Raw genomic sequence first — 25,247 nt, 5'->3', positions numbered from 1 at the left:
GTGGCGGCCTACAGCGCGCCGCAGCAGCTGTCGAAATTGCTGTAGTCCAGACGCGCCATGTCCCAGCGCGCGACCGCGACCTGTGGTAGTTGTCCGCTGGCGAAGGCCAGCATCAGCTGCACCGGCCGTCCTTCGCGGTATGCCTGCACGTTCTGCCAGGGCCGCCACACCCACAGCAGTTCGTTCTGATCCAGATCGCCGGGCGCGTGCGCCAGCGCCTGTTGCTGCACCGCGCCGAGCTGGCGCACGTCGATGAACGGTGTGCTTTGTCCGGAGCCCGGCGCGGGTCGGCGCGGGATGCCGGCGAAGAACTGGCTGTCGTCGAAACCGCGCAGCGGCATGCTCTGCAGCGGCACCACGCCGAACGGCGGCAGATAGCGGAAATGCTGTTTCGCCGCGAGCACGGTCGGCGCGGCGCTGGCGGCAAGCAGGTCGGCCAGCTGCTGCTGGAACTGCGCGCACATCGCCTGCGCCTCGACCAGCCGGCGCGCGCGCGCCAGGAACGCGAACGAGGACAGTTCGGCCGGGTCCAGCGGGTTGCGCTGGAACGAAAATCCCGACAGCGCATCGGGTTCGAGAAGTTTGCGCCGCACCGCCCAGGTATCGACGAAGTTGATCCCGGCCGAGGTCCAGTAGATCAGCGCGATCGGCACCTCGCAGTCGCTGAGCGCGCCTTCGCGCAATTCATCGACCAGGCCGTAGCTGGGCGGATCGACCCGCCACGGATCGAAGCCGCTGGCTTCGCGCGCTTCGATGCCGAAGCAGCGATAAGCCAGGCGATTGCGGAACAAGGGCGAAGACGGGTCCAGATCGGCGAAGCGCAACGGATTGATCGCCAGCAGGCGGAACTGCACCGCCTCGACCGTGGCGTCGGTGTTGCAGCGCACGTTGGACGGATCGAGCCCGTTGCTGGGCGCGCGGCCTTCGCTGGACTGCGCCGGGGCGATGGTCAGCACGTACACGCCGGCGCCGGCCACGTAGACGCCGTCGGCCATCGGATTGCATTGGGCGAACACGCATTGGCAATCGCCGCCGTCCTCGCCGTCGAAGCGGCGGGTGAGGGCGACGCTGGTGTCGGCGTTCAGGCGCAAGGTGGCGCCGGCGCGATTGATCGCCAGCCCGGCGCGCACCCGCAGCACCGGTGCGTTGGCTTGATCCAGGTCGGGATCGCGCGCCGCCTCCAGGCCGAAGGCCACGCCGTCGCCGATCGCCAGGCCCAGGCGCGCATCGGCCTGGCGGTGCGCTTGCTGCTCGCGCGCCAAATCCTTGCCGGTGAGCAGACGGCCGTTGAAGAAATTGACGTTGCGGATGCCGCCGTCCTTCAAGGGCTGCTGCAACTGCAGGACGTTGTCGAGAGTGCTCATGGCGGCCTCAGGCGATCGCGATCGAATACCACTGCCCGGCGCCGTCGGCGACCAGGGTCACGGCTTTCTTTTTCTTGACCGCCAACTGGCTGAGCCCGTCGATGCCGTCGCCGTTGGGCGCATCGGCATGCAGGGTCAGGCTGCTGGCGTCGGCGTTCTTGATCACCAACTGGCGCCCGGCGTTGACCGGCACCGACGGCGGCAAGGTCACCGCGAGTTTTCCGCCGCCGCGCGCGATCAACACCTTGGCGTCGTCGCCCAGGGTGGTGTCGGCTTCGAGGAACTCGATCAGCGGCGGTGGCGGCTGCGGCGGTTCGGAAATCAGCGGGACGATGGGCCCGGCGAACATTTCCGACAGCATCGATCCGCCGAAGGCGGCATCGCTGCCGCTGCCGGCGCAATCGCAGCCGCACAGCGACCATTCCTGCAGCATGCGCAGATGCAGCAGATACGGCCGCGCGCTTTCGTCGATCTGGGCGCTGGCCGGGCTGCCGTCGATCTGCCACGCGCCGCTGGGCGAGCCGCCGATCCAGCTGACCTGGAAATTCACCCGCGCCAGCAACAGGCAATCGCTATCCGGGTACTGCGCCCGATGGCAGCGCATCGCCATCCACAGCGGCCGCAGTTCGCTGATCCAGAAGCCGAAGGCGATGCGCAGGAATTCGCACTGATGCTCGCGCGCCAGTTGCAGGCGCGGCGAGCCCAGGTCGAACAGGTAATCGCCGAGGGTCTGGAACGAGGCCGGCGGCGACATCGGCGGCGACATGGTTTGCGCATCCAGCCACGGCTGCACCGCGCCGCGCAGCCCGGCCAGCCACGACGCCGGATCGGCGGCCAAGGGCGGGCTGGTGTCGAGGATGGAGACGTTGGCGCGCAGCCAGCGCACGAAATCGCGCAGGGCGTCTTCCTCGACCTGGGCCGGCGCGTGCTCGCGCAGTTCCAGGCGGAAATCGTCCGCAACCCGCGAGGGCTTCATCAACTCATCTTCCGAGCGGCACGGTTCGCCGGGAATCGGCACCGGCCGGGTCTGGCAATCGGCGTAGCACAGAGTCAGGTACAGCGACACCGCGCCGGAGGTGATCACCGGCGGCGAGTTCGGCGGCAGGCTGGGATCGAGCATGCGCGCGATCAGCGCGGCGTTGTCGGGCTTGGCCAGCCAGCGGTTGAGGATCGCGCACTGGTCGGCGCCGACGCAGATCATGCGGCCGCCCGGCGTCAGCGCCGTGCCCGCGCTCACGTGCAGGCGCGGGCCGTCGCTGCCGGCGTCCTCGAAACGCACGCGCAGGCCGCTGAGCGTGCCGTAGCCCAGCGCTTCGCGCGCCAGCCATTGATCGCGTCCGGACAGATAAGCGAATTCCTGTTTGAAGTCGTCCACCCCGAGCACCATCCCGCGCTCGTAATTGACGTGCTGCGTGGGATCGGCGGGCAGGCCCGTCAGCGTAGTCACCGGTTCGTTGCAGCAGCCCATGATTCAACTCCCTTGGTCGGTTCGCGGCGCGCGCGCTCAGCAATCCAGCGACAGCCGGTCGCGGCCGTGAATGCGCGCGCGACCGCCAACGAAACTGGCACCGAGGTAGGCGCGGCCCACCACGGCATCGGGGATCAGCTCGCTCGCGCGGCTGCCGGCACCCAGTTGTGTGTCCAGGCCCAGTCGCGCCTCGCCGACGCGGTTGAAGGCCCAGTAGTAGCGCACGTCGAAAACGGTGTGCGCGGGTTTTTCCAGTTCGACGATGCGCCGCGCCAAGGCCAGCTTCTGCTCCAGCAGGTACGGATCGGCGACGACGCTGGCGACCGGCAGCAGCACCGAGAAGCGGTGCGCGGTGCGATGCATCGCCAGCAACTGGCGCTCGAACTGCAGCCAGTCGGTCTGCGCGTCGAAACTCGCCGGCACCACATCGGGCAATGGCACTTGTTCGAAGTCGTCCCAGGCGGCGCGGTGCGCCGCGCGCAGGCGTTCGATACGGCGATAGCGGCGGGCCAGGAAGTCCTGCCACAGCCGGCGGTCGCGCGCATCGGCATTGCGAGTGCAGTGATCGAGCCAATCGCTGCGCGCGGCCGGCGCTAGCGGCGGCGCGGCGGGCAGGCGGATCTGGCCGAAGTCGGTGTAGGCGCTGGCGTGGGCGCGGTTGAGCGCATCGAGCGAGAGGTAGCGCGACTGCAGCAAGGCCTGCCAGCGCTGGCGTTCGGCGGCGCCGGCGGCGGGCACGAAGCCGAGCGCGGCGGTGCAGAACGCGCGCCAGTCCTGCGCGGCGGCGTCGCCGGCCGGCGGCGCCAGCGAGAACGCGGTGATCTGTTCCAGCGCGCTCGCGCTGCGTCCCTGCCAGGCGGCATAGCGATCGACCAGGCCGGCGTTGCCTTCCTCGGGCGTCCACAATGTTTGCCGCTGCACCGCGCGCGGGCCGTCTTCGCTGCCGGGCGCGATCGCATTGCTGCTGGCGATCAAAGTCTCGACCAGCCGCGTTTGATACGACTCGACCAGACGGATGCGGCCGGCGCCTTCGTCGCTGGCGCGCGGGCCGTCGAACATGGCCGCGTCGAAATCGGCTTCGAACGCCAGCGACAAGGCCAGCCGCAAACCGTGCACGGTGCCGCGCCAGCGGAAGAAGTCCATCGCGTGCTGCACCAGCAGGCGATGACGGCGCTCGTCCCAGGCCGGGTCCAGGGCCAGATCGAACCACGCCGCCAGCCACGGCAGCGCGTCCTGCGGAACGCTGCGCGCGTCGAACAGCGACTCGACCTGGGTGATGCGGTCCTCGATCTGGGTCAGGGTGCTTTCGCAATTGGCCAGCCAGCGTTCGAGCAAGTCGCCGTTGCCGTCCTCGCGATACACCGCCGGCAGAAACCGCTGCGGATAGGAAAAACGCGGCGCCCACAGGCGCAGCGCGCGCAGGCGCGGGGTGCCGGTGCCGTTGCGGCTGATCAGACTGATGCGCAGCTGCAGATAGCGGCCGCGCGCGCGCTGCAGCAACAGCTCCCAGGTGCCGGCGCCGGCTTCGCGCCGGGTTGCGCGCGCGGCTTCGCGGCGCAGCCATGGCAGTTCCGGGCCGTCGCCGCGCAGGCGCGGGGCCGGTTCGCGCAGCCAGTCGCCGATCACCTGCGCATCGAGCGTGGGTTGCGATGCACCTGCGAACCAGCCGTCGAGCTCATCGCCGGCGCGGCTTTCCACGATCACTTCCGTATCTGGCGGCACGCAACCGTCGAACAACAATTTGTCCCAGACCGTGCCGAGCTCATCGCTGTCGAACGCGGCGGTGATCAGCACCGCGCGCGCGGCGTAGTGCTGGCGATGCTGTTGCACCACCGGCGTCCAGCGCGGCTGGTTGGGGCCGCTGTCGTAGTGCGCCAGGCCGGCGACGGCGACCAGGGCGCGGCCGCCGTAGCGGCGCAGCGGATACAGTTCGGCCGGCGCGCGCAGGCTGAAAGCGCCGTCGTGGTCGATCACTTCGAAAGCATGGACCTGATTGCCGATTTCGCTGGCGATGAACAAGCGCGGCGCGGCGCCGCCGTCGCCGTGGCCGAGCCCGGCCGCGTAGACCATGTCGTGCGCCAGCGCCGGCAGCATGTCGAGCCATTGCGAGGCGTCCACGCTCCAGGCCGAACCCTCGCGCAGCAGCCGCACGACTTGCGAGCGCTGCTGCACCAGATCGCGATTGAGCACCATCACCCGGCCTTCGCCATGCGATTGCACCGCGATCGGGTCCAGCAGCGGCGTCGCGGTCTTGGCCAGATCCAGGCCGCCGGGGAACAGGGCGATCGGCTGCAGCCGCGGCGGGCCGTCCAGCGGCTGGAAATCGTCCACCGGCGGCAGATTCAACGTGTGCAGGGTCTGGCCGCTGTTGACCACGGCCAGGGTGCAGTCGAGTTCCCACAATTGCCGGTGCGCGCGATCGAGCACCCAGGCGCCGCCGCCGTGGCGCGCGCACATGTCGTAGGGCTCGAACGGAATTTCGACCGGCCACTGCGTTTCCAGCGGCGGGCCGCCGGAGATCAAATCGAAGCTCATCAGCCCGCGCAAAGTGCCGCGGGCGAAGGCCACGACCAGATAATCGTCGACCGTGGCGGCCACGGCGAGGTAGCGGTCGGGCTCGCCGGGCGGCGGCGCGGCGTGTGGCTCGAACGAAGGCCTGCGTGCGGCGCGGGCGTCGGCGCAATCGTCCGGCGGCGGCCAGAACAGGCTCTCGTTGCCGCTACCGGCCGAGGTCACGCGCAGCGAATGCGCGTCGTCGGCGATGCGGTAGATATTGCCGTTGCGATCGGCGCCGGCATCGCGCCGCGCATCCACGGTCAAACGGGTTTCGCCGCTGGTGGCCGGTAGTTCGATCAGTTGCGGGCGCAGGCTCAGTTCGCTGCGCGCCTCGTCCCAGGCCGGCAGATCGTCCGGCGGCTGCGGCATCGGGCTGGCGTAGGCGTCCCACCACAGCGACAGCGGCTGGCCGTCGCTGCTGGCGCAGCGCGACCAGTCGTCGCGGCCGAACAGCATCTGGAAGCGCGCGCCGTTGACGTTCATCAGCAGGTCTCCGGCACGATCGGCACCGGCAACATCGGCGCGCCGCCGCTGCCCGAACCGCTGCCGCCGGCGCCGCTGCCGGCGCCGCCGCGCAGCGCGTCGATCGCGACCGGGTCGCCGACCACCACCGAGATGCCGAGAATCCGCGGCAACTGCAGGCCGTTCATTTCGATCACGTCGCTGGCGGCGCGTTCGCCTTCGGCCAGCAGCACGTCGGCGACCGAGGTCACGCCCGACACGCGCGCCACTTCGGCCAGCAGCACGCGCGCGGCGACCGCGGTGCGCAGCGGCCAGCCGCGCGCCGGGTCGTTGCCGCGCGGCGTGAACAAGGCCGCGTCGCGCGGCTGCGCGCCGGCCGGGCCGATCGGCGCCAGCACCTCGCGCAGGCGGCGTTTGACGTCATCGACCACTTGCGCGATGGCGTAGCCGGCCGCGGCCTCGATGCCGACCGAGATCCACAGGCCTTTGTAATCGGCGCCGCGCACCACCAGTTCGGTGGTGACCAGACGGCGCGGGTCCAGATGCCGACACAGCGCGTTGAGGAACAGACGGTCGGCGCGCGGCGCGTCGGGCTGGCCAGGATCGGTGCGCGGGATCGCCAGCACCGTGACCACGCCCGGCGCCGAACCCGGTTCGTTCGGAGCCAGATCCGGATGGAACGCCGGCAATATTTCGATGCGGCCGATCTGCACGCCGGGCGCGCGGCAGGCGACGGATTCGAAATCGTCGATGCTGACCATGCGGTCGCGGTGCTGCAGATAGCGCCGCACCTGCTTTTCGCCGCTGTCGGTGCTTTCCGCATCGGCGCCGCCCCAGGTGCGCACCGGATTGCTGATGGCGAAGCCTTGCGGCAATTGCGGCGCGTTGTTGATCGCAAGCTCGGCGACGTTGCCCTGCGCGCCCAGGCAGAAGTCGTAGCCGGCGTAGACGCGCGCGCCCAGCGGCAGGCGCCGGCCGCGCAGGCCGTCGCCGAAACGCAGTTCGCCGGCTTCGGCGTCGAGTTCGAACACGTCGGTCAGCGCCGAGGGCTTGCACGGGCTGCCGTTGCCGCCGGGTTGGCGCGGATCGGGCACCGGCACTTCCGGCGCGGCCGCGGCGAGATCGTCGATCTCGCTCCAGCGCTGCGGCGCGGCGTTGCCGATGCGGGTAAGCAGGCTGACCGAGCCGCGCAGCACCGGCCGGCGGGCGAGGCGGCGGCTTTGATCGGGACGGCCGTCGCCGTCGGCGAGCGGCTCCGAAGCGATGCGCTGGATCTGCCGCACCGGCGCTGCGTTGATGCCGGCCCAGCGCAGGCGCGCCTGCGCGGCGCCGTCGGCGCGCACGCGCAGCCAGGTCAGCGTGCGCGCGGCCAGCGCCGGATCGTCCAGGCTCGGCGGCATGTCGCCGACGCCGCCTTCCAGCGGATCGACATCGCGCCACATGCGCAATTGATCGGCCGGCGGCAAATTCAATTGCACCACCCCGGGCACCGACAACAGATCGACTTCGGTGCGCGGCTCCAGCTGCCGGTAAGCCGGCGCCGGGCGGTCGTCGCCGTCGCGCGGCACGCGGCCGTCGGCGGGCACGTTGGGCAGTTCGAAGCGCAGCAGTTGCCGGCTCTGCGCGTTGCCGGCCGGCGACAACTGCGCGCTGACCGCGTCCAGCGCCGGCACCAGGCCGAGGGTGAGCGTGCGGCCGCCGAGCGCATCGCGCAGCGGCTTCCACGGATCCTCGCCGTCGGCCGGCGCGTCGCTGTCGCGCGCGAGCAGGGCGATCCACAGCGAGCGATCGACGGTGTCGGCGTTGAGATCGACGCTGTCCACGATCTTGCGATCCAGCGCCATCGTCTTGTACAGCTGCACGTCGCTGGGAAAGTCCAGCTGGTAGGAGGCGTAGAGCAGCTTGTAGTAGTCCAGCAGTTCCTGCGTGGGTTGTTCGATGCGGCGCTTGAAGTAGACGCGCGCCTCCACCGGCAGCACGTCCAGGCCCAGTTGCGTGCGGAACGGCACCGCGCCGGCGCGCACTTCCAGATCGGCGGGCAGGGTGCGCACGCTGGCGTCGCCGCGCAGGTTGTCGATCGCCACCAGCCCTTGCGCGGCCGACGCGCTGGCCAGCGGGATGCGCAGCATTTGCAGGAATTTGAGGCGATTGCGTTCGGGCGTGAGGTTGGCGCGGTAGAGCAGGTTCTCGGTCAGGAACGAGAACAACTGCACCAGGGTCACGCCCGGGTCGCTTTGATTGAAGTTGGTCCACTCCGGCGTGTGCACGCTCGCGCGCGCCAGCGTGTCTTCCACCAGTTGGGCGTAGCGGCGATCGTCGATGGGCGGGGGCGCGAGCGGCATCGGGGCGGCCTCAGTTCACGGCCAACGGGATCGCGAGGCTGATGCGCTCGCGGCCGGCGGTGGCGACCAGGCGATAGGTGATCGTCGCCAGTGCGGTTTCTGCTTCGCCCGGATGGGCGATCACGCTCACGTCCTCGACCTGGATGCGCCGCTCCCAGCGCGCCAGCGCGCGCTGCATGGCATCGCGCATGCGCGCGTGGGTGCCGGCGTTGTTGGGTTCGAACAGGAACTGCGCCAGGCCCGCGCCGAATTCGGGCAGGCCCACGCGCTCGCCTGGCTCGGTCTTGAGGATCAGGGCGATCGACTCGCGGATGTTGTCCTCGCCCGACGACCACACGAAGCGGCCGTCGCTGCCGACCCGCGGCGGGAACGACAGGCTCTGGCCGAATACGCTGCGCGCGCTCATGGCAGCTCCTTCTTGCCCTTAAGGCCGGGCACCGGGAAGCAGAAGACGAAGTAGGGCAGCCAGCGGAAGATCAGGTCGAACAGCGAGACGATGATGATCAGCAGGATCAGCGCGCAGATGGTGATGATCGGTATCGACAGCGAACAGATCATGCCGATGTTGATGCCGCCGCTCTGGCACGGGCCGCCGTCGCCGGCGGGAAGATCCTTGTGGAACGGCCACGGCAGCACCGACAGCACCAGATCGACCAGGCCCATGCCCTTGGCGCGCTGCACTTGCCCGCACAGCATGTCGCTCATCACGAAGGCGGTGTTCTTCTGGTATTTGCGCAGGCCCGCCGGACTGGTATCGACCGGCAGCGAAATGCGGATCGGCCGCGCCGGCGCGTCGGAGTCGAAGAAACTCGCCAGACGGAAACGCTGGGTGGGCGCCGACAGCAGCGGCGGATGCAGCGGGCCGCAGTCGCGGCGGCCGTGGACGAAGCGCAGCACGAACCAGCCGCCGTCGCCGAGGTTGGCGCCCAGGCTGTTGCCGAGCGCGTTCTTGACCTGCAGCGCGAACGGCACCGGCGGCGCGTCGGTTTCCGTCGTCGCCACCAGCGCGCGCGCGTACAGGGCGACGAAGCGATCGACCTTGCGCGCGACGTCCTGCCCCGGCACGGTGCCGGCGACCGGATCGGGCTCGACCTGGGCGTCGTCACCCAGTGTGTCGAGCGCGGTGTACGGGCCAGTCGCGGCCAGCGCCTGGGTGACGCCGGCCAGACAGAAGTGGAAGCGCGGCCATTCCGGCAGCCCGCGCGTGTCGCTGGGGCCGGCGGCGTAAGTCGCGGTGGTGGCTTCGAGTTTCTCGCCCACGCCCGGAGCGCGGATCGCCTTGAGCGCGGCGCGCATCGAGGCCATCACCGGATAGCTGCCCAGCGGCTGCAGCGCGGTGACCAGCGGATTGCCCATGGTCACCGTGCCGAGCCAGTCGTACAGCGCGCGGCGTTGCGGCGACAGCGCGCCGTAGCCGGCGCCGTTGTGCTCGATCGCGTTCCACACGTCGGGCAAATAAGTAGCGAGGTTTTCCGCGCAATCGAGCAGCACCAGCCACGACTGGCTCTGCTGCTGCAGATTGAAGTTGAGCGCGCGGATGGTGCGCGCGCCGGCGCTTTCCTGCTCGCCGCCGATGCTCAGTGGCGCGGCTTCGGCGGCGGCCAGCTTGAACGCGGCACGGATCAGGTTCTTCCACGGCTCGCCGACATCGATCTGGAACTGGGCCATGCGCGCGAGCTTGGAATTGGCCGGCGCCGGCGTCGCGTTGCCGCCGACGCTGTCGCGCTGGGCGAGGGCGAAGTCCGCCACCGGCGTCGGGTCCACGCGCACGCCGAGGTATTCCTCGCGGCGCCCGACCGGAACGGTGCCGGCCCACAGCGCGCGGCGCCGCTGCGCTTCATCGAGATAACTCAGCGCGAACGCTGGCAGGCGTTCTTCGCCGGCGACGAACGCGCTTTCGTCGCAGCGCTGCCAGCGCGCGCCTTGCGCGTCCTTGATGTAGGCGAACTCGTGCAACGCGTCGGCGGCGCCGCCCGGCAAGGGCAGCAGGCGCCGCAGCACCATGCCGACTTCTTCGCCGCCGCCCGCCACCAGCGCGTGCTCGGGCAGGCCATGGATGCCGCAGACCAGACTGGCGGTGGCGAGGTAATGGCGCTGGTGCGCGGCCTGATACAGCTTCAACGGCGGGGTTTGCGCCGGTTCGGCGGCGATCTTCGGCTGCGCCGCCCTGGCCGTGGTCGCGCGGTGCGCGCTCTGCGCCAGCCGCGGCAGCGGCGTGCGTTCGACCAGGTCCGGCGGGTCGCTCATCGGCTTGCGCCAGTTTTCGTAACGCGCGATCAGCGCATCGATGCGGGTCGGATCGCGCGCCAACGTACCCAGCAACTGCTGCATGAACTCATCGTTGGAAAAACGCAGGATCGCCGGACGCGTCTGCTCGGCCGCCTGCGCGCCGTCGGCGAAGCGCGACCACAGCGGCTGCGGCGCTTGCCAGCGCAGCGGATGGTGGTTCATGGCGAGCTCCGTGTGCATGCGTCGGCGTTCATCGCGTTCACCAGATATTCCCCGCGCCGGGCGTGTACGACGCGCTGACGATGCTGTTGCAGATGACGGTGTCGGCCTTGAGCACGCCGGAGAACGTAGACATGCCCGCATCGACCGTGACCATGCCGGCGCTGACCGCGACCTGGCTGGCGTTGACGGTGACCTTGGCCGCGGCGGTGACGGTGATGCCGGCGGTTTCCAACTTGATCGAATTGCCGTTGCTGTCGGCGATCTCCACCGCGCCGGGGCCGTCCTTCAGGGTGAAGGTCTGTCCGCCCGGGGTTTCCAGCAGCAGTTGCTCGCGGCCGTCCTGATCGTCGAGGGTGATCTGCACGCCGTTGCGCGAGCGCAGCACCTTCTTGTAGTTCTTGCCGGCGCCGTCCATCGAGGCCGGCGGCTTGTCCTTGCCGTTCCACAATCCGCCCAGCACGCACGGCCGGCGCGGGTCGCCGTGTTCGAACGCGACCAGCACTTCGTCGTCCACGTCGGGCACGAACCAGCTGCCGCGGTTGTCGCCGCCGAACAAGGTCGCCAGCCGCGCCCAGCCTTCGTAGCGCTGACCGCCGGCATCGGGCGACCAGGGCAGGGCGATCTTGACCCGGCCCTGGTTGTCCGGGTCCTTGATGTCGGTGACCAGGGCCACGAACACGCCGTGCCAGCGTCCGCCCCAACCGCTGGGCTGGCGCTCGCTGAGCAGGGATTCGTAGGCCGGCAGATCGACGATGCGCATGCTCAGGCCCGTCCTATCGCGGGACGGTCGCACCAGAACTCGGTGCGCAGGCCCAGTTTGGATTCGAAACGGATTTGCACCTCGGTCACGGTGTACTCGCCTTCGAACAACGGCCCCACGCCCTTGATGGTCAGGCGCGTGCCGACCCGCAGCGAGGCCTTGCTCTCGGCCACGCCGTGGCCGGTGACGAAGCGCCGCGCCATGTGGCGGAAGGCGGATTCGGCGAACACGCGCGCTTCGCTGTCCGACAGCGGCAGCGCGTGGGCGAAGGTATCGGCGCGGCGGCCGAAGGCCTGTTGCAGGGTCTGCGCGCCGCTGGACTTGCCGCCCAGCTCGGCGCTGATCGCCGCTTCGTCGGCTTCGTGTTTGGTCGCGTTCTTGTCGGCCACACTCCAGCCCGCGCCGATCAACTGCGTGCGTTGATTGGCCAGATCGGCGCAGACCTCGAATTCGCGCAGCGGCCCGGCCCAGTTCAATTCCAGGCTCGGCCCGTTGCGACGGCTGCGCTGGGCCGCGTGCAGCTTGTCGCCCTCGACCCAGACCTGCGCGTCTTCGCGCCGGGCCATGTCGCGCAGGAAGGCCAGATCGCTTTGATTGACCTGGGCCAGCAGCTTGTGCGTGTCGCCGCTCAGATCGACCTGCGCCTGCAGGCCGTGATCGCCGGCGACGGCATTGATCACATCGGCCAGCGAGGCGTCGGCGAAGGCGCGGGTGCGCCGGGTCATGCGCAGATCCTGCAGGCGGTCTTCCACGCACACGCCGATCTGCGGCGTGCCGCCTTCCGGGAAGCGCGCGTTGATGGCGAAGATGCGGCCTTCGAACAACACCGCATCGCCCAGCTTGATCTTCAAGGGCTTGCCGAATTCGAGCAGATCGCGGCCGAAATGCTGGAAACCGGGTTGATCCGGGCCGCCCCAGTTGCCGAACCACAACTCGCAGCGCGCCAGACCGGCTTCGCATTCGGCCAGTTCCATCGTCATCAACGAGCTGGTCAGCGTCGCCTGCGCGCGGCCGTCGATCTCCACCGAAGGACGCGAGGCTTGCACCGGCAGGGTGGGGGTATCGCCCATGAGTTCGTTCGGCTCCTGATGCGGATCGGTGTCAGTGCGCCCACAAGCGCAGCGCGCAGCGTTCTAGTTCGCGCTGCGCCACTTGCAGGTCGTGCAGGTCGATCTTGGCCGGCGCTTCGCCTTCCTTGCCGGCCTCATCGGCCTTGGCCGCGCGTTGCGGCTCGGCCAGCACTTCGAATTCGTTGATGACGACGCCCATGGCCTGTGTCCTTATCCGAACGAGATCGATCCGTCGGCGCTGCCGCCGAGGGAAGCGTTGATTCCAACCGAAGCGGTGCTCGACGCGGTTCCGCCGAAGCCGATATCGGCGCTCAAACCCACTCCCACGCCGCCGCTGACGCCAATCCCCGCATCCACGCCCACGCCGAACCCGCCGCCGATGGACGCGCCCGCGGACAAATTCAGATCCACCAACTGCCCCGGCGCCATCCGCAGCGGGTCTTCGATGCCGTTGGCCGCGGCGATCCCCTGCCAGTCGCCCTTGCCGTTCTTTCCCGCCATCGATTGCAGGCTGTCGCCTTGCTTGGCGCTCTTCAGCGGCGCCTGCCCGGGCTGATTGGGCACCTTGCCGTCGCCCTTGAATTCGGCCGAAAGAATCTTCTGCTGCGACAAGGTCATGGTGATGCTCGAGCGCAGCGGCTTGCCGTCTTCGGAGAAGAACTCCAGCGTCTCCTCCATGCCCTCGACCATGCCGTCGAACAGGAAACTGCCCCAGTGAAAACGCACGCCGGGCGGCGCGAGCTTCTTCGGGTCCTGGTCCGAGGGCTGCGGCGTCATGAAATACACCACGTCCGCGGTAAGCCGGCGCACGTCGTCCACGGCGTCCTTTTCCATCGCGGTCACATCGAACCACAGCTGCAGCGCGAGCTTGGTGGTGCCGGCGCCGACGAACTGGCGCCCGGCGTTGCCGGCGGCCTGATCGCCGCCCTGCGGCTGCACGATCTGATTGGCGAAGGTGACCTTCAGCGTCTCCGGATTGAACTGCACCTCGACCTTGCGGCCGTCGGGCTTTTCGTTGGCGAAGCTCTGGTCGAGTTCGTACAGGTTGGCTTTCTGCAGGCTCACGCGCGCGTCCTCACTGCTGGTCCGGACGCTTGAGCGTCAGGGTCTCGTAGGCCATCTGCAGCTCTTCGATCGCGATCTGGCCGTCGCGCGCGTTCAACGGCGGCGCCTTGAGCTTGACCGGCACGCAGCGCGACAGCACGAAGCGCGCGCGCACGGTGTTGCCGTCGGGCGCGAGCAGCACCACCTCGGCGTTGGCGCGCAGGCGCGGGTCGGCGATGCTGTCGCGGAACCAGTCCCACAGCTCGAAGTTGTCGCTCATGCCGCGCTTGAGCACCAACTGGCCGTAACTGGTGCCGCCGTTGAGACGGATCTGGCGGCCGTTGGCGCCGCCCTCGCGGATGGTCTTGACCTCCATGCTCATCTCCAGTCCGTCGCACTCGGCGAAGGCGGCGTTGACCAGCGGCTTGGCCTCGCCGCCGCGATTGATCTCGACGGAGAAATTGAAGTTGGTGAACGGATAGGCGGGGCCGGCCATGTCAGAGCTCCTCCTTGACCGTGAGCCGCTCGCCGCTCTGCGCCAGGCGCACGGCGATGAAACGCATCGGCAGCGACGGCGCCACCCGCAGTTCGACCACGAAGCGCCCGGCCTCGACCGATTGCGGCGTGTTCACGCCTTCGTCGGTGACCACCCGGAACGACTGCTCGGGCGTGGCGCCGGCGAAGGCGCCGCGGCGGTGCAGATCGCCCAGCAGCAGATCGAAACCGCGCTGCACCGAGCGCCACAGGGTCGGCCCGTTGGGCTCGAATACGTAGCTGCTGCCGCGGCGCAGGGCGATGCGGCGCAGCAGGATCAACAGGCGGCGCACGTTGATCGCGCGCAGGTCGGTGTCCAGCGCCAAGGTGTCGGCCGACAGCGCGAAGAAGCCGCGCGGATCGTCGCGCAACAGATTGATCTGCGCGTCCTGCAAGGCCTGGCGGTCGAGGGCGTCGACGCGCGGGGTCAGCGCGATGACGTCCTTCATCGGTTCGTTGGCCGCGGCGATCCAGGCGCCGCGGCGCCAGCCGCGGGCGGCGAGCACGCCGGTCGCGACGCCGTCGGGCGGCACCACGCGCGGGCGCTGTTGCGGATCGCTGTCGCCGCGCTCGTTGGCGGCGGCGCGGGTGCGCACGTCGGATTGCAGCCACGGGAAGTACATCGCGCCGTAACTGAGCGCGCGCGCTTCGCCGAAGGCCAGCGCCAGCGGATCGGCGACGCCGTCGATGCCGCGGATCTCGCGCAGGCGGCGCACATGGCGCAGCGCCTGCGCGGTGCGGAAATGCCGCGGCATCGACAGCACCGCGAACAGATCGCCGCAGCTCGCGGCCAGGCGCAGGGCGGCGCGGTGGATCGCCAGCCATTCGTCTTCCAGCGCGGCCTCGGCCGCGTGCGGCTCGGCCTGCAGCCAGTCCTGCGCGCGCAGCCGCACCGTCACCGGGTTCGACGGCAGGCTGCTTTGCGCGCCGACATGGGCGATCACGCGATAGTGGTAATCGCCCTCGCGTTCGTTGCTGAGCACCAGTTCGGTGAGCGCGCCGCGGTGGATTTCGCGTTCGTCGCTGAAGTCGGCCAGCCCGGCCTCGAACACGGCGTAGACCGCGCCGGCCTCGCTGAGCGTCCAGCTCAGGCGGTAACGGCCCGGCGCCATCGGCGCATCGGGGCCGTCGAGCAGAGGCGCGGCGATCGCGCGGGTGTCGCAGTCGAGAAAGCGGCCGAAGTCGGGTTCGAGCAACGGCGGCGGCAGCGGTGCGTCTTGGTCGCCGTCGCGCGCCGCGTCGATGCAGGCGCCGCGATGATCGCGCCAATGCGCCGGCGTGGCCGCATCCGGCACCGCGTTCGGCGCCTCGGTTTCATCGCCGCGGCGCTGCCAGCCGATATGCGCCGCGTCCGGCAGACAGAACAGGCTGGCTTCGTTGAACAAGCCGCCCGCGCCGATGCCCAGCGCCGCATGCAGGCCGAACAATTCGCGCGGCGATGCGCGGATCAGGCGGATGTCTTCCGCATGGTCGAGCAGGCCGTCGACGCTGTCGCCGGCCAGATCCGGGTCGAGAAACAGGTCGCGGTCGTAGCGCGACAGGCCGTCGCGTTCCAGCGCGGTGCCGCCCAGCGGCAACGGCGCGACTGCAGCGCCGAATGCGCCGCTCGCGGCCAGGGGCAGCCATGCCAGCGGCCGCGGCGCGTCGTCGGGCGCCAGCGCGAAGCGTTGCAGCTCCGCCGGCGCCAGCGATGCGAGGTCGTCGCGTTGCCGGTAGTAATCCTGATCGCGCTGCTGCTGCCAGAAATTGCCGCCGCGTTCGGGCGTGAGCGCGAGCGGCCGCAGCCGCGATTGCGCGCCGCCGCCGTCGGTGGCGCGCAGTTCGAGCTGCAATTGCTGGGCCGAATCGATCGGCCCGAACGCCAGCGCGGCCACATCGAGTTCGCGCCAGGCCGGGCCGCGCGCGGCGATGCGCACCGGCACCGGGCCGGCCACGGCGGGGCTGGCGGACAGATCGGTGCTGCGTTCGATTTCGTCCACGCGCAGCCAGATCACCTCGCCGGCACCGGTGAAGCGCAGCCATGCGCCGATGCCGAACGGTTCGCTGTTCAGCGCCTCGTGCAGTTCCAGCCGCGCCCACGCCGCCGGATCGCGCGCTTGCGGCTCGAACAAGGTGGCGGCGAGTTCGTCGGCATGGCCGGCGATGCGGACCAGCCCGTTGCCGATCTGCGGCGGACTGGCGCCGGCCACGGCCGCGAACGCGGCCAGGGCCTGCACTTCGATCCGGTACGGCGCGCCGGGCACGCCGCCGGCGGCGACGTTTTCGGTACGCGCGTACAGGCGCAGGTCCAGATCGTCGCCGAGTTGCAGTAAGTCGCCGCGCTGCAACGCCTGCCGGCTCAGGAAGGCGTAGCGCCCCGAGGCCGGTGAGCCCATCGCCGACCAGGCATCGACGGCGAAGCCGCGTTGTTCCAGGGCCAGATCCACGCGCAAGCCGTCGGACCATGAGCCCTCGCAACGGGCCGCGACGACGGCGGCGGAAATCGATCCGTCGGCTTCCAGCGCGAGCACGCCGGGCAGGGCATAGCGATTGCTGCGCGCGATATCGTCCGGCAACGTCGCCTGCTCACCCAGCCGCACGCGTTCCAGCGCCGCGCTGCGCGCGACCCGGATCACCCAGCAGCGGCGTCCGCCGTTGGCGAAGAACGCGCGCACCGCCGGGCCGAGCTGGGCGAACACGCGTTCGCCGTGCAGGCCGTCCCAGGCCAGGGTGGCGTCGGCGCCGAACACCGCCGCGTACTGCGCGCAGCTCTCCAGCGCGACCGGCAAGTGCAACGGGCCGGTCGCGGCGAAACCGACGAACACCGCCACGTCCAGGCGCGGCAGCGCCTCGGACGCGGCCTGCGGCGCCACGTCGATCTGGATGCCCGGCAGCCGGCGCACGTCGCCCACGGCCTTACTCCATCTCCAGCCGTTCGTAGGCCAGCACCAGCTCTTCCATCGCCACGTCGGTGCCCTTGGCGTTGAACGGACCGCTGGTGTGCTTGATGATCCGCGCGCGGATCAGCTTCCAGGTCTGCACGATCTGGGTGTGGTCCTCGTTCTGCAGATGGATGTTCACATCGCGCATCGCCAGCTGGTCGCCGTTGCGGATCTGGTTGAGCCACTGGTACAGATTCAGAACGCCGATGACCCCGCGCTTGAGGGTGACGTCGGTGGACTTGTTCATGCCGGTGATCTTCATCACGCTGTTTTCTTTCGCGTTGCCGGTGCGGTATTCGGACACGGTGACTTCCATGCCGATGCCGCTGACTTCCTGGAAGCCGGCCTGCGGTTTGTCGGTGACTCCATCGCCCAGATCGACGAGGAAGTTGAACTGCACATAGGGACGATCGCGTTCTTTGGCCATGACGATGTTCTCCGGTCAGACTTTGCGATCGGCCGTCCACTGGCCGATGCGGAAGATGACGAATTCGGCCGGCCGCAACGGCGCCACGCCGATCAGGCAGACCAGACGGCCGTTGTCGATATCGTTCTGCGACATGGTCGAGCGATCGCATTTGACGAAGTACGACTTCTCCGGCTTGTCGCCGAGCAGCGCGCCGTTCTGCCACTCGTTGAGCAGGAAGCTGTCGATGGTGCGGCGCACGTTGTCCCACAGCTGCTCGCCGTTGGGTTCGAACACCGCCCACTGGGTGCCCTTGTCGATGGAGCGTTCCAAGTAGGCGAAGTAGCGCCGCAGGTTGACGTACTTCCATTCCGGGTCGGAGCTGATGGTGCGCGCGCCCCACAGCCGCATGCCGCGGCCTTCGAAGTAGCGGAAGCAGTTGATGCCTTCCGGGTTCAACACTTCCTGCTGGGCTTTGTTGAGGAAGCGTTCGAAGCCCAGGGCCAGGTTCACCACTTCGTTGGCCGGCGCCTTGTAGACCGCGCGGTTGATGTCGTTGCGCGCATAGATGCCGGCGACGAAGCCCGACGGCGGCAGGTTGATCTCGCGCTGGCTCAGCGGATCGAGCACGCGCACCCACGGGTAGTACAGCGCGGCATGCTTGGAATCGAGCTGGGCGCGCATCTCGCGCACTTCGCTGATGGCCTGGTTGTCGCCGCTGTCGAGCACGGCGATGCAGTACTTCATGCGTTCGGCGTGGCGGATCAGGGCGCGCACGATCGAGCGCGCGTTCAGGCCGTAGCTGTCGCTGCCGTAGCCGAAGGTGGAGCCGGGCGCGGCGACGATCGAGATGTCTTCCAGATCCTCGAACTGCTTCAGGCCGGTCTTGCGTTCCGGGTCCGGATCGCCTTCGTAGTCGCCGGCGGTCGGGCGGCGGCCGTCGTTGCCGTCGTCGAGCAGCACCGTCACCGTGCGTTCGGCCGGAGTGCTGTCCAGGCGTTCCAGCGCGCCGCTCAAGCCGTCCGGCGGCGATACGCCGCTGCTGGGATCGGCATCGAAGAACGCGCCGAGCAGCTCGGTGCCGGTGTTGATGGCGGCGACATCGTCGGCGCGGATCACGATCGGCACGGTGCGGGCGCGGCTGATGCTGGCCGGGTGTTCGGCGAAATACGCGAACAGCGAATCCGGGCTGCCGGCGCGCTGATGCTTCGGGTCCAGCGACAGATCGGGCGCGACGAACACGTCGCCGCCGCCGATGGGCTGCACGGTCACCGTCGCGGTGATCACCCGCATTTCGTAGGCCGCCGCGCTCAGATCGGTGAGGTTGACCTCGGCGCTGGCGATGTCGTCGCCGCTGGCGGTGAAGCGCCAGCTTTCGCTGGCCGCGTCCCACAAGGCCAGGTAATAGCCGTCATCGACCGCCGGCGAAGGCGCGCCGGCGCGGGCGCGGATCCAGACCACGTCGCGCGGCTGCAGGGCGTTGGCGAAGGTCACGCCGTTGACGTCCGACAGCAGGCTCTGGCCCAGATTGAAGGTGAAGCCGACGCGCGCGTTGCCGGCGCGGCCGGGGAAGCGCGCGAACACGCGCATCGCCGAAGGACTGCCCGGCAAGGCGCCGCGGGCGCAGCCGGGGCGCTCGTCGGTGGCGTCGATGGGGGTGAACACGCGGCTGATGTACAGCCGCTTGCCGCCTTCCTCGAAGAACGCGCGGGCCGCGTGCCACAGGTAGTTGTCGATTTCCTGCGGGCCGTCGAACACGAGCTTGTCGCGGCCGCCGTAGGTGCGTTCGAACTCGACCAGGCTGGTGACGATTTCCGGGTCGATGTCGAGCGGACCGTAGCGGGCCGGGCCGACGAAGCCGGTGGTGGTGGTGCTGACGCCCTCGATCGACTTCGCGCGGAAGGAGACTTCTTCGACGAAGACACCGGGAGCCAGGTACTCAGACATAGCAGTTCTCCTTGCCAAGAGCGGCATACGAAGCGGCACGCGGGCGCGGTGCGCTCATGCGGTGGACAACAACAACCAGGACGCGTCCGCCGCGCTCTGGCCTTCGGTGCGCGCGGTCAGCGCGCGGCGGTAATCCAGGCGCCGTCGCGGCGCCGGCGAGGACAGCGAGTCCACGACCGTGCACGGCGTCGCCAGTTGCATCAGCACCTGCGCCAGATCGGCGACCGGCGGTGGGTCGAGCGGCGGAGAGGTCGGCGACCAGTACGCTTCCAGTTCGACCGTCCAGCCGAAATCGCTGCGCTGCGCCGGCGGCGAGGCCAGCGGCGCGCGTTGCGGTTCGGGGTAGGCGAACATCACCGCGACGCGGCCGGCGCGATCGGCCAGACCGATGCCGCAGCGTTGTCCGCCGATGGATACCGCGAGCAGGCTCCAGGCCGGAATCCGCCCGCTGCCGGCTTCGCGCAACTGCGCGTACACCACCGCCAACGTCGACGGCGGCGCGCGGTTGGGCGTGGAGAACAGCGGGATGCGTTCGATCAGCCATTGCGGCGGCGAGCCGGTGTCGCCCGGCCAGACCAGCGCCTGCGGCGGCGAAATCCACGGCGCCAGCCAGTTGAACACGCCGCGCGCGGGCAGTTCGGCGTCGAAGGCGATCGGCAGATAACGGCCGGCCGGATCGCTGACTTCGATGCGGTAGCCGCGGGTCAGCGGCGGCGATCCGGTTTCGGCGCGGACCCAGGGCTCGCCCGCAGGTTCGCTTTCATCGAACTCGAACGCCGACAGCAGATCGAGCCGGTGCGCGACATAGATGCCGCTGGGACCGGGCAGGGCGCGCTTGCGCGCGGCGGGGTTGGCGCGCGGGAACACTTCGACCAGCAGGCCTTCGATGGCCGAAGTCGCCGCCGCCGCGTCCCAGAAACGCAGGCCGAGCGCGGCATTGCGCTGCAGCACTTCGCCGCCGCGCAGCACCGCGCTCACAGCGAAGTCTCCATCTCGAAGCGGCGGGTCTGCACCGCGGCGCCGTCGTCGATGGTGACGTCGGAATCGATCAGGACCATGCGCAGCGCGTAGGTCGCCGAGGGCGGCAGGCGGCGCAGGCGGTCCCATAAAGTCAGATGGTCGGCGAGATTGAGCGGATCGCAGATCAGCTCGATGCCTTCGTGCGCGGCGAAGGTATCGGTCTCGGGCATGTAGTGATTGAGATGACCGGCGCTGAGCACACCGGTGTCTTCGATCATGCGCATCGCCCAGCCGAGCATGCGGTGCTGGCGTTCGGTGTCCTGCGCCCAGGGCGTGATCATGTAGTACAGGTCCAGCGGCAGCGAGGGGCGAAAACGCCGGCCGTCCGGCGAGCGGCGCTGGACCAGGTTGCGGATGGTGCCGTTGATGCCGGTGCGGTACAGATAGACCGAGAAGCCGTCCTGCATCGGCGATTCGAAATCGCGGCTCTGATACAGGCTGACGTCCAGGCCGCTGCCGAACTCATCGCGCGGATAGCGATCGCGCAGCAGCCCGGCCAGGGCGTTGCTGGTGGCGGCGATGGCGCGATAGTTGGCCATGTCAGCCCGCGTCCGCGGCGTCGATCAGCGCTTGCAGGCGTGCATCGCCCGCCAGCCGTCGATAGCGTCGGCGGCCGTCGGCGGCGAGGATTTCCTCGACCACGCCGCGGCGCTTCATCCACTCCAATGCATCGAGCAGTTGTTCCATCTCGACCTCATGCTCCGAATCGAACCACCAGCGGCGGATGCCTTCGGCGGTATCGCATGCTTGCGGATTGGCGCGCAGATAACCGGCCAAGCTGCGTACACATGCCGATGCCGCGCAGTCTTCATCCATCGCGTGCGAGCCTCTATGCGCTAAGGCATCGCAAGAGTGATGCCAAGTCGCGCGGGCTGGCCGAAGCCTTGTTATTGCTGGAACGCGGCTTGTGGAGCGGGAGCGCGGTGGGATGTTTTTATCCGGGCCGGATGATGTCGCCGGTCACGCTGGCGCGGTTATCGGTCTATTTCGCCGAGCGGCGGCGGCAGGATTTTTTTGTCCTGGCGCGGGCGGGGTTTGTCCTGGCTTGGGGGTGTGATGATGGGTGAGCAAGCGTGGGGTTGAGAGTCAGGCAGTGTCGGATCGAAAAGCATCGGACCTGAAGGCCCTCCCACAACAAACCTCGAAGCCATGAGGTCTCTTGTGGGAGGGCCTTCAGGCCCGATGCTTTTCGATCAGCGCAGGCAAATATCCGGCTTAGCCCGGCTCAGCCTCGAACGAGCGAAACCGCCCCGGCTCGATCCGATGCTTGCGCATCAATTCGAAGAACGCCCGCCGGTCCTTCTGCGCCGCCAGCGCGGCATGAGTCACATTGCCGCCATGCGCGGCCAGCAGGCGCTCGACATAACCACGCTCGAAGTCCTCCACCACGCGCTGCTTGGCCGCGCGAAACGAGGCGCGGTCGGCATCCGAGGGCGGCGCCTGGACATCGTCGTTCGCGGTGTCGATCTGGATATCGCCGGCGGTGAGCATGCGCGCACCGGCCAGCAGCACCGCGCGTTCGACCACATGCTTGAGCTCGCGCACGTTGCCCGGCCAGTCGTGACGCAGCAGCCGGTCCAGCGCCGCCGAGGAAAAGCCGACATCGTCGCGGCCGAACTCGCGCGCGAAGTAGGTGGCGAAATGCCGCGCCAGCAAAGCGATGTCCTCGCGCCGCTGCCGCAGCGGCGGCAGATGCAGATTGAGCACATTGAGGCGGTAATACAGGTCCTGGCGGAAGCCGCCGCTGTGCGAGAGCGCATGCAGATTACAGTTGCTGGCGGCGATCACGCGCAGATCGGCGCGATGCACGGTGTTGGAACCCACCGGCCGGTACTCGCGTTCCTGCAGAAAGCGCAGCAGCTTCGCCTGCGCCGACAGCGGCAGGCAATCGACATCGTCGAGAAACAAGGTGCCGCCCTCGGCCTCGCGCACCAGCCCGGTGCAGGCGCTGTGGGCATGGGTGTAGGCGCCTTTGACATGGCCGAACAATTCGTTCTCGACCAGTTCCAGCGGAATCGCGCCGCAGTTGACCGCGACCCAGGGACGGTCGCAGCGCGGCGACAGATAATGAATCGCCTGCGCGCAGACTTCCTTGCCGGTGCCGGTCTCGCCGACGATCAATACGCTGGCGTCGCATCGCGCCAGCACCGGCAAGCGCTCGGCGATCGCGGCGCAGGCCGGGCTGGCGTGGACGAAACCGCGGACTTGCGGGGTCGCGACCGGAGCGAGAGCGTCCGCACGCGCGAGCGGCGCGGCCGGTTCGCGCGGCGCGGCGATCTCGGGCAAGGCTTCGCAACTGGCGCGCAGCAGCCGCGCGCCCCATTCGGCGGCGCCGGCCGGCAGCGAGACGAAGTCGGAGGCGCCGGCGCGGATCACCGAATCGAGTTCGAATTCGTTCGCGTCGCAGGCGGTCACCACGATCGGCATGCGCGGGCGTTCGCGGCGGATCGCGGCGATGCATTCGGGCGCCGCGCCCAGGCCGTCGTTGCCGGGGACCAGGACGATGCCGTCGGCCTCGCGCATGGCCGTCTGCAGGTAACCGCCGGGCAGCAGGCGCACGCCGACGCATTCGGCCAGGGCCGATTGCACCGCGCGCAACTGCGCCGGGGCTAGTCCCAGCGGAACCACGGCCCAACACGGCACGTCCATCCCTGCCTCCCTGTCGGTGCGAGTCCACTGCTGACGCCCCGGCCGTCCGGGCCGACGCGGCGGCCCGGTTCGCATGGTTTTCGGGGTGTTGCAGCACGATCAACGCAGCACCCGGCGGCGGGCGGTCACCGCGCGGTGTGCGGATATGCAACATTCCCGCGCGGCTGCGACGGCCGTCGCTTTAAGGCGCGGGCCCGCGGCTGCCGGGGGATGCGAGTTCTCGGTTCGGACGCGTCTTTTGCCGTTGGCGCAAACGATGCCGGCGGCGGACGAACGGCGACGCCGACTTACTTCACCCGATGCTTGCCGAGCTTGCGCGCCAGGGTGCGGCGGTGCATGCCGAGCCGGCGCGCGGTCTCGGAGATGTTGAAGTCGGTGGCGGCCAGCATCTCGTGGATGCGTTCCCATTCCAGGGTCTTGATCGAGGTCTGGCGCTCGGTGAGTTCCACCGTCGCATCGCCCTCGGCGCGGCCGAAGGCGGCCTCGATGTCGTCGGTGTTCGACGGCTTGGCCAGGTAGTGACAGGCGCCGAGCTTGATCGCCTCCACCGCGGTGGCGATGCTGGCGTAACCGGTCAGCACCACGATCAGCATGTCTGGATCGTGTTCGTGCAGCGCCTGCACGCAGGTCAGGCCGGAATCGCCGCCGGCCAGTTTCAGATCGACCACGGCGTAGCCGGGGCTGTGCTCGCGCAGCAGCGCTTCGACTTCGCTCAGTTGCGCGGCGTTGTGGACGATATAGCCGCGGCGCTCGAACGAGCGGCTGAGCGTGCGCGCGAAGGCGGCGTCGTCCTCGACGATCAGCAGGCGCCGCGGTTCGTCGTCGCTTGTTTCGTCGCGATCGCCGTCGCGCGGATCGGTGTCATTCATCGCCGGCCTCGCTCAGGGTCAGGGGCGACAGCGGCAGGTTCATGGTCACCACCGCGCCGCTGGGTTCGCGATTGCGCGCGACGATGCTGCCGCCGAGTTGGCGGGCGACGTTGAGCGCCAGGAACAGGCCCAGGCCGCCGCCGGGGCGGCCCTTGCTGGACTGATACGGCTTGCCGAAATGCGACAGCATCGCCGGCGCGAAACCCGGGCCGGCGTCGCTGACGCGCAGCACCAGCTTGTCGCCGTCGCGCCACGACTCCAGGCCGACCCAGCCGGGCGAGGCCTCCAGCGCGTTGTCGAGCACGTTGCAGATCATCTGCTTCAGGCCGGAATCGGAAATGATCGCCACATCCTCGCCGAAGCCGTTCTCGTAGTCGAATCCGCGCACCGGGCGGGTGCCGCGCCATTGCGCCACCAGATCGTCGAGGAAAGCCACCACCGTGGTCTGCGCCGGTGCCTCGCCGCGCGCTTCGCCGGCCGACAGCAGGATGCCGGTGACGATGCTTTTGCAGCGGGTCAGCTGGGTCTGCATTTCGTCGAGTTCCTGCAACAGCTCGGGCTGCTGCGTGAACGGCGGCATGCGCCGCCAGTCGCCGAGGATCACCGACAGCGTCGCCAGCGGCGTGCCCAGCTCGTGCGCGGCGCCGGAGGCGAGCAGGCCCATGCGCACGATGTGTTCTTCCTCGGCGGCGCGTTGGCGCAGATCGGCCAGGCGCGCGTCGCGCGCGCGCAGGATGCGGCCGATGCGGGTGATGAACACCACCAGCAAGGTCGCGTTGAGCACGAAGCACAACAGCATGCCCTGCACGTAGGGATCGGCCAGGCCGCGGGTCGGATCGGCCGGGATCACCACTGGGCCGGCGAACGCGGTCAGAGCGATGAAACACAGACTGGTGACCAGCACCACCGCCCAGCTCGCCCAGGTGCGCAGCAGCACCGCGGCCAGCACCACTTGCAGCAGATACAGGAACACGAAGGGATTGGCCGCGCCGCCGCTCAAATACAACTGCGCGGTCAGGGTCAGGATATCGACCAGCAAGGCCAGGAACAGCGCGCCGTTGGTGACTTCCTCGCGGCGGCGCCAGCGCAGCATGCTGACCAGATTGAACGCGGCCAGACAGGCCAGCACGATCGCCATCGGCATCAGCGGCAGCTTGATGTTGAAGCCGAAATGGACGAAGACGATGGTGGCGACCTGGCCGATCACCGCGATCCAGCGCAGCTGGATCAGCTGGTGCATGTTCTTGACGCCGGCGTTGTCGCGGGTGCCGGAGTCCGCGCGCGACGGGCCGGGCTCGGCGTGTGGGCCGCCCTCATCGGACGACGGCGAGGCGAGGCGGACTTCAGCGGCGCGGGAAAGCGGTGTGTCGCGCATCGGCGAACC

The 25,247-nt window shown here is 69.2% G+C and carries 21 protein-coding genes; 1 reads left to right on the top strand and 20 read right to left on the bottom strand.

What is annotated here, in order from left to right; genetic code table 11:
* Positions 1–8 precede the first annotated feature (8 nt).
* The 17 genes from AB4Y92_RS00415 to AB4Y92_RS00335 are packed head-to-tail and all read right to left on the bottom strand — an operon-like array spanning position 9 to position 21,122.
* On the bottom strand, positions 9–1,364 hold the full coding sequence (locus AB4Y92_RS00415) for a hypothetical protein (RefSeq protein ID WP_441817852.1): 1,356 nt from the start codon (positions 1,362–1,364) through the stop codon (positions 9–11).
* 7 nt (positions 1,365–1,371) lie between these two features.
* Positions 1,372–2,811 carry a hypothetical protein gene (locus AB4Y92_RS00410; RefSeq protein WP_441817851.1) on the bottom strand — a complete coding sequence of 480 codons (1,440 nt, stop codon included), beginning with the start codon at positions 2,809–2,811 and terminating at the stop codon, positions 1,372–1,374.
* Positions 2,812–2,868: 57 nt separating this feature from the next.
* Complete coding sequence (locus tag AB4Y92_RS00405; protein WP_441817850.1) at positions 2,869–5,871, bottom strand: phage tail protein; 3,003 nt, start codon at positions 5,869–5,871, stop codon at positions 2,869–2,871.
* Positions 5,871–8,192, bottom strand: a complete 2,322-nt coding sequence (locus AB4Y92_RS00400) for a hypothetical protein (protein WP_441817849.1) — start codon at positions 8,190–8,192, stop codon at positions 5,871–5,873. The genes AB4Y92_RS00405 and AB4Y92_RS00400 overlap by 1 nt, the downstream gene beginning before the upstream one ends.
* A 10-nt stretch (positions 8,193–8,202) precedes the next feature.
* Positions 8,203–8,598 (bottom strand): GPW/gp25 family protein, encoded by a 396-nt coding sequence (locus tag AB4Y92_RS00395; protein ID WP_441817848.1) that lies wholly within the window; start codon positions 8,596–8,598, stop codon positions 8,203–8,205.
* On the bottom strand, positions 8,595–10,643 hold the full coding sequence (locus tag AB4Y92_RS00390; RefSeq protein ID WP_441817847.1) for a hypothetical protein: 2,049 nt from the start codon (positions 10,641–10,643) through the stop codon (positions 8,595–8,597). The genes AB4Y92_RS00395 and AB4Y92_RS00390 overlap by 4 nt, the downstream gene beginning before the upstream one ends.
* 37 nt (positions 10,644–10,680) lie before the next feature.
* Positions 10,681–11,403 carry a phage baseplate assembly protein V gene (locus tag AB4Y92_RS00385; protein WP_441817846.1) on the bottom strand — a complete coding sequence of 241 codons (723 nt, stop codon included), beginning with the start codon at positions 11,401–11,403 and terminating at the stop codon, positions 10,681–10,683.
* A 2-nt stretch (positions 11,404–11,405) separates the two neighbouring features.
* Complete coding sequence (locus AB4Y92_RS00380) at positions 11,406–12,473, bottom strand: phage late control D family protein (RefSeq protein ID WP_441817845.1); 1,068 nt, start codon at positions 12,471–12,473, stop codon at positions 11,406–11,408.
* A 31-nt stretch (positions 12,474–12,504) separates the two neighbouring features.
* Entirely contained in the window at positions 12,505–12,672 is a 168-nt protein-coding gene (locus AB4Y92_RS00375) for a hypothetical protein (protein WP_441817844.1), read from the bottom strand.
* Between the two features lie 11 nt (positions 12,673–12,683).
* The gene (locus AB4Y92_RS00370; protein ID WP_441817843.1) at positions 12,684–13,538 is read right to left on the bottom strand and encodes a CIS tube protein; all 855 of its coding nucleotides are present in this window, start codon (positions 13,536–13,538) and stop codon (positions 12,684–12,686) included.
* A 10-nt stretch (positions 13,539–13,548) separates the two neighbouring features.
* Positions 13,549–14,013, bottom strand: coding sequence for a phage tail protein (locus AB4Y92_RS00365; protein WP_441817842.1), 465 nt, complete (start codon positions 14,011–14,013; stop codon positions 13,549–13,551).
* 1 nt (position 14,014) lies between these two features.
* A complete protein-coding gene (locus tag AB4Y92_RS00360) occupies positions 14,015–16,942 on the bottom strand; it encodes a hypothetical protein (protein WP_441817841.1) in 2,928 nt (975 codons plus the stop codon).
* Between the two features lie 4 nt (positions 16,943–16,946).
* Positions 16,947–17,399 (bottom strand): phage tail protein, encoded by a 453-nt coding sequence (locus tag AB4Y92_RS00355; protein ID WP_441817840.1) that lies wholly within the window; start codon positions 17,397–17,399, stop codon positions 16,947–16,949.
* Between the two features lie 15 nt (positions 17,400–17,414).
* Complete coding sequence (locus tag AB4Y92_RS00350) at positions 17,415–19,325, bottom strand: phage tail sheath family protein (protein ID WP_441817839.1); 1,911 nt, start codon at positions 19,323–19,325, stop codon at positions 17,415–17,417.
* Positions 19,326–19,379: 54 nt separating this feature from the next.
* A complete protein-coding gene (locus AB4Y92_RS00345) occupies positions 19,380–20,303 on the bottom strand; it encodes a hypothetical protein (protein WP_441817838.1) in 924 nt (307 codons plus the stop codon).
* A complete protein-coding gene (locus tag AB4Y92_RS00340; protein ID WP_441817837.1) occupies positions 20,300–20,884 on the bottom strand; it encodes a DUF4255 domain-containing protein in 585 nt (194 codons plus the stop codon). Before AB4Y92_RS00340 ends, AB4Y92_RS00345 begins: the two co-directional genes overlap by 4 nt.
* Position 20,885: 1 nt before the next feature.
* Positions 20,886–21,122: a hypothetical protein gene (locus AB4Y92_RS00335; RefSeq protein WP_441817836.1), complete on the bottom strand. Its 237-nt coding sequence runs from the start codon at positions 21,120–21,122 to the stop codon at positions 20,886–20,888.
* A gap of 11 nt (positions 21,123–21,133) precedes the next feature.
* On the opposite strand from AB4Y92_RS00335, the gene AB4Y92_RS00330 reads away from it, so the two are divergent.
* Positions 21,134–21,412, top strand: a complete 279-nt coding sequence (locus AB4Y92_RS00330; RefSeq protein ID WP_441817835.1) for a hypothetical protein — start codon at positions 21,134–21,136, stop codon at positions 21,410–21,412.
* A gap of 148 nt (positions 21,413–21,560) precedes the next feature.
* Here AB4Y92_RS00330 and AB4Y92_RS00325 read toward each other — a convergent pair whose 3' ends face one another.
* From AB4Y92_RS00325 to AB4Y92_RS00315, 3 genes are all read right to left on the bottom strand, one after another.
* Positions 21,561–22,994 (bottom strand): sigma 54-interacting transcriptional regulator, encoded by a 1,434-nt coding sequence (locus tag AB4Y92_RS00325; protein ID WP_441817834.1) that lies wholly within the window; start codon positions 22,992–22,994, stop codon positions 21,561–21,563.
* A gap of 287 nt (positions 22,995–23,281) precedes the next feature.
* Positions 23,282–23,863 (bottom strand): response regulator transcription factor, encoded by a 582-nt coding sequence (locus AB4Y92_RS00320; RefSeq protein WP_441817833.1) that lies wholly within the window; start codon positions 23,861–23,863, stop codon positions 23,282–23,284.
* Positions 23,856–25,238, bottom strand: coding sequence for an ATP-binding protein (locus AB4Y92_RS00315; RefSeq protein WP_441817832.1), 1,383 nt, complete (start codon positions 25,236–25,238; stop codon positions 23,856–23,858). Before AB4Y92_RS00315 ends, AB4Y92_RS00320 begins: the two co-directional genes overlap by 8 nt.
* Between the last annotated feature and the right edge of the window lie 9 nt (positions 25,239–25,247).

The organism is Lysobacter sp. TAB13 (assembly GCF_052113885.1).
GTDB classification, from domain to species: domain Bacteria; phylum Pseudomonadota; class Gammaproteobacteria; order Xanthomonadales; family Xanthomonadaceae; genus Lysobacter; species Lysobacter gummosus.
This window is presented reverse-complemented; position numbering and strand designations above follow the sequence as displayed.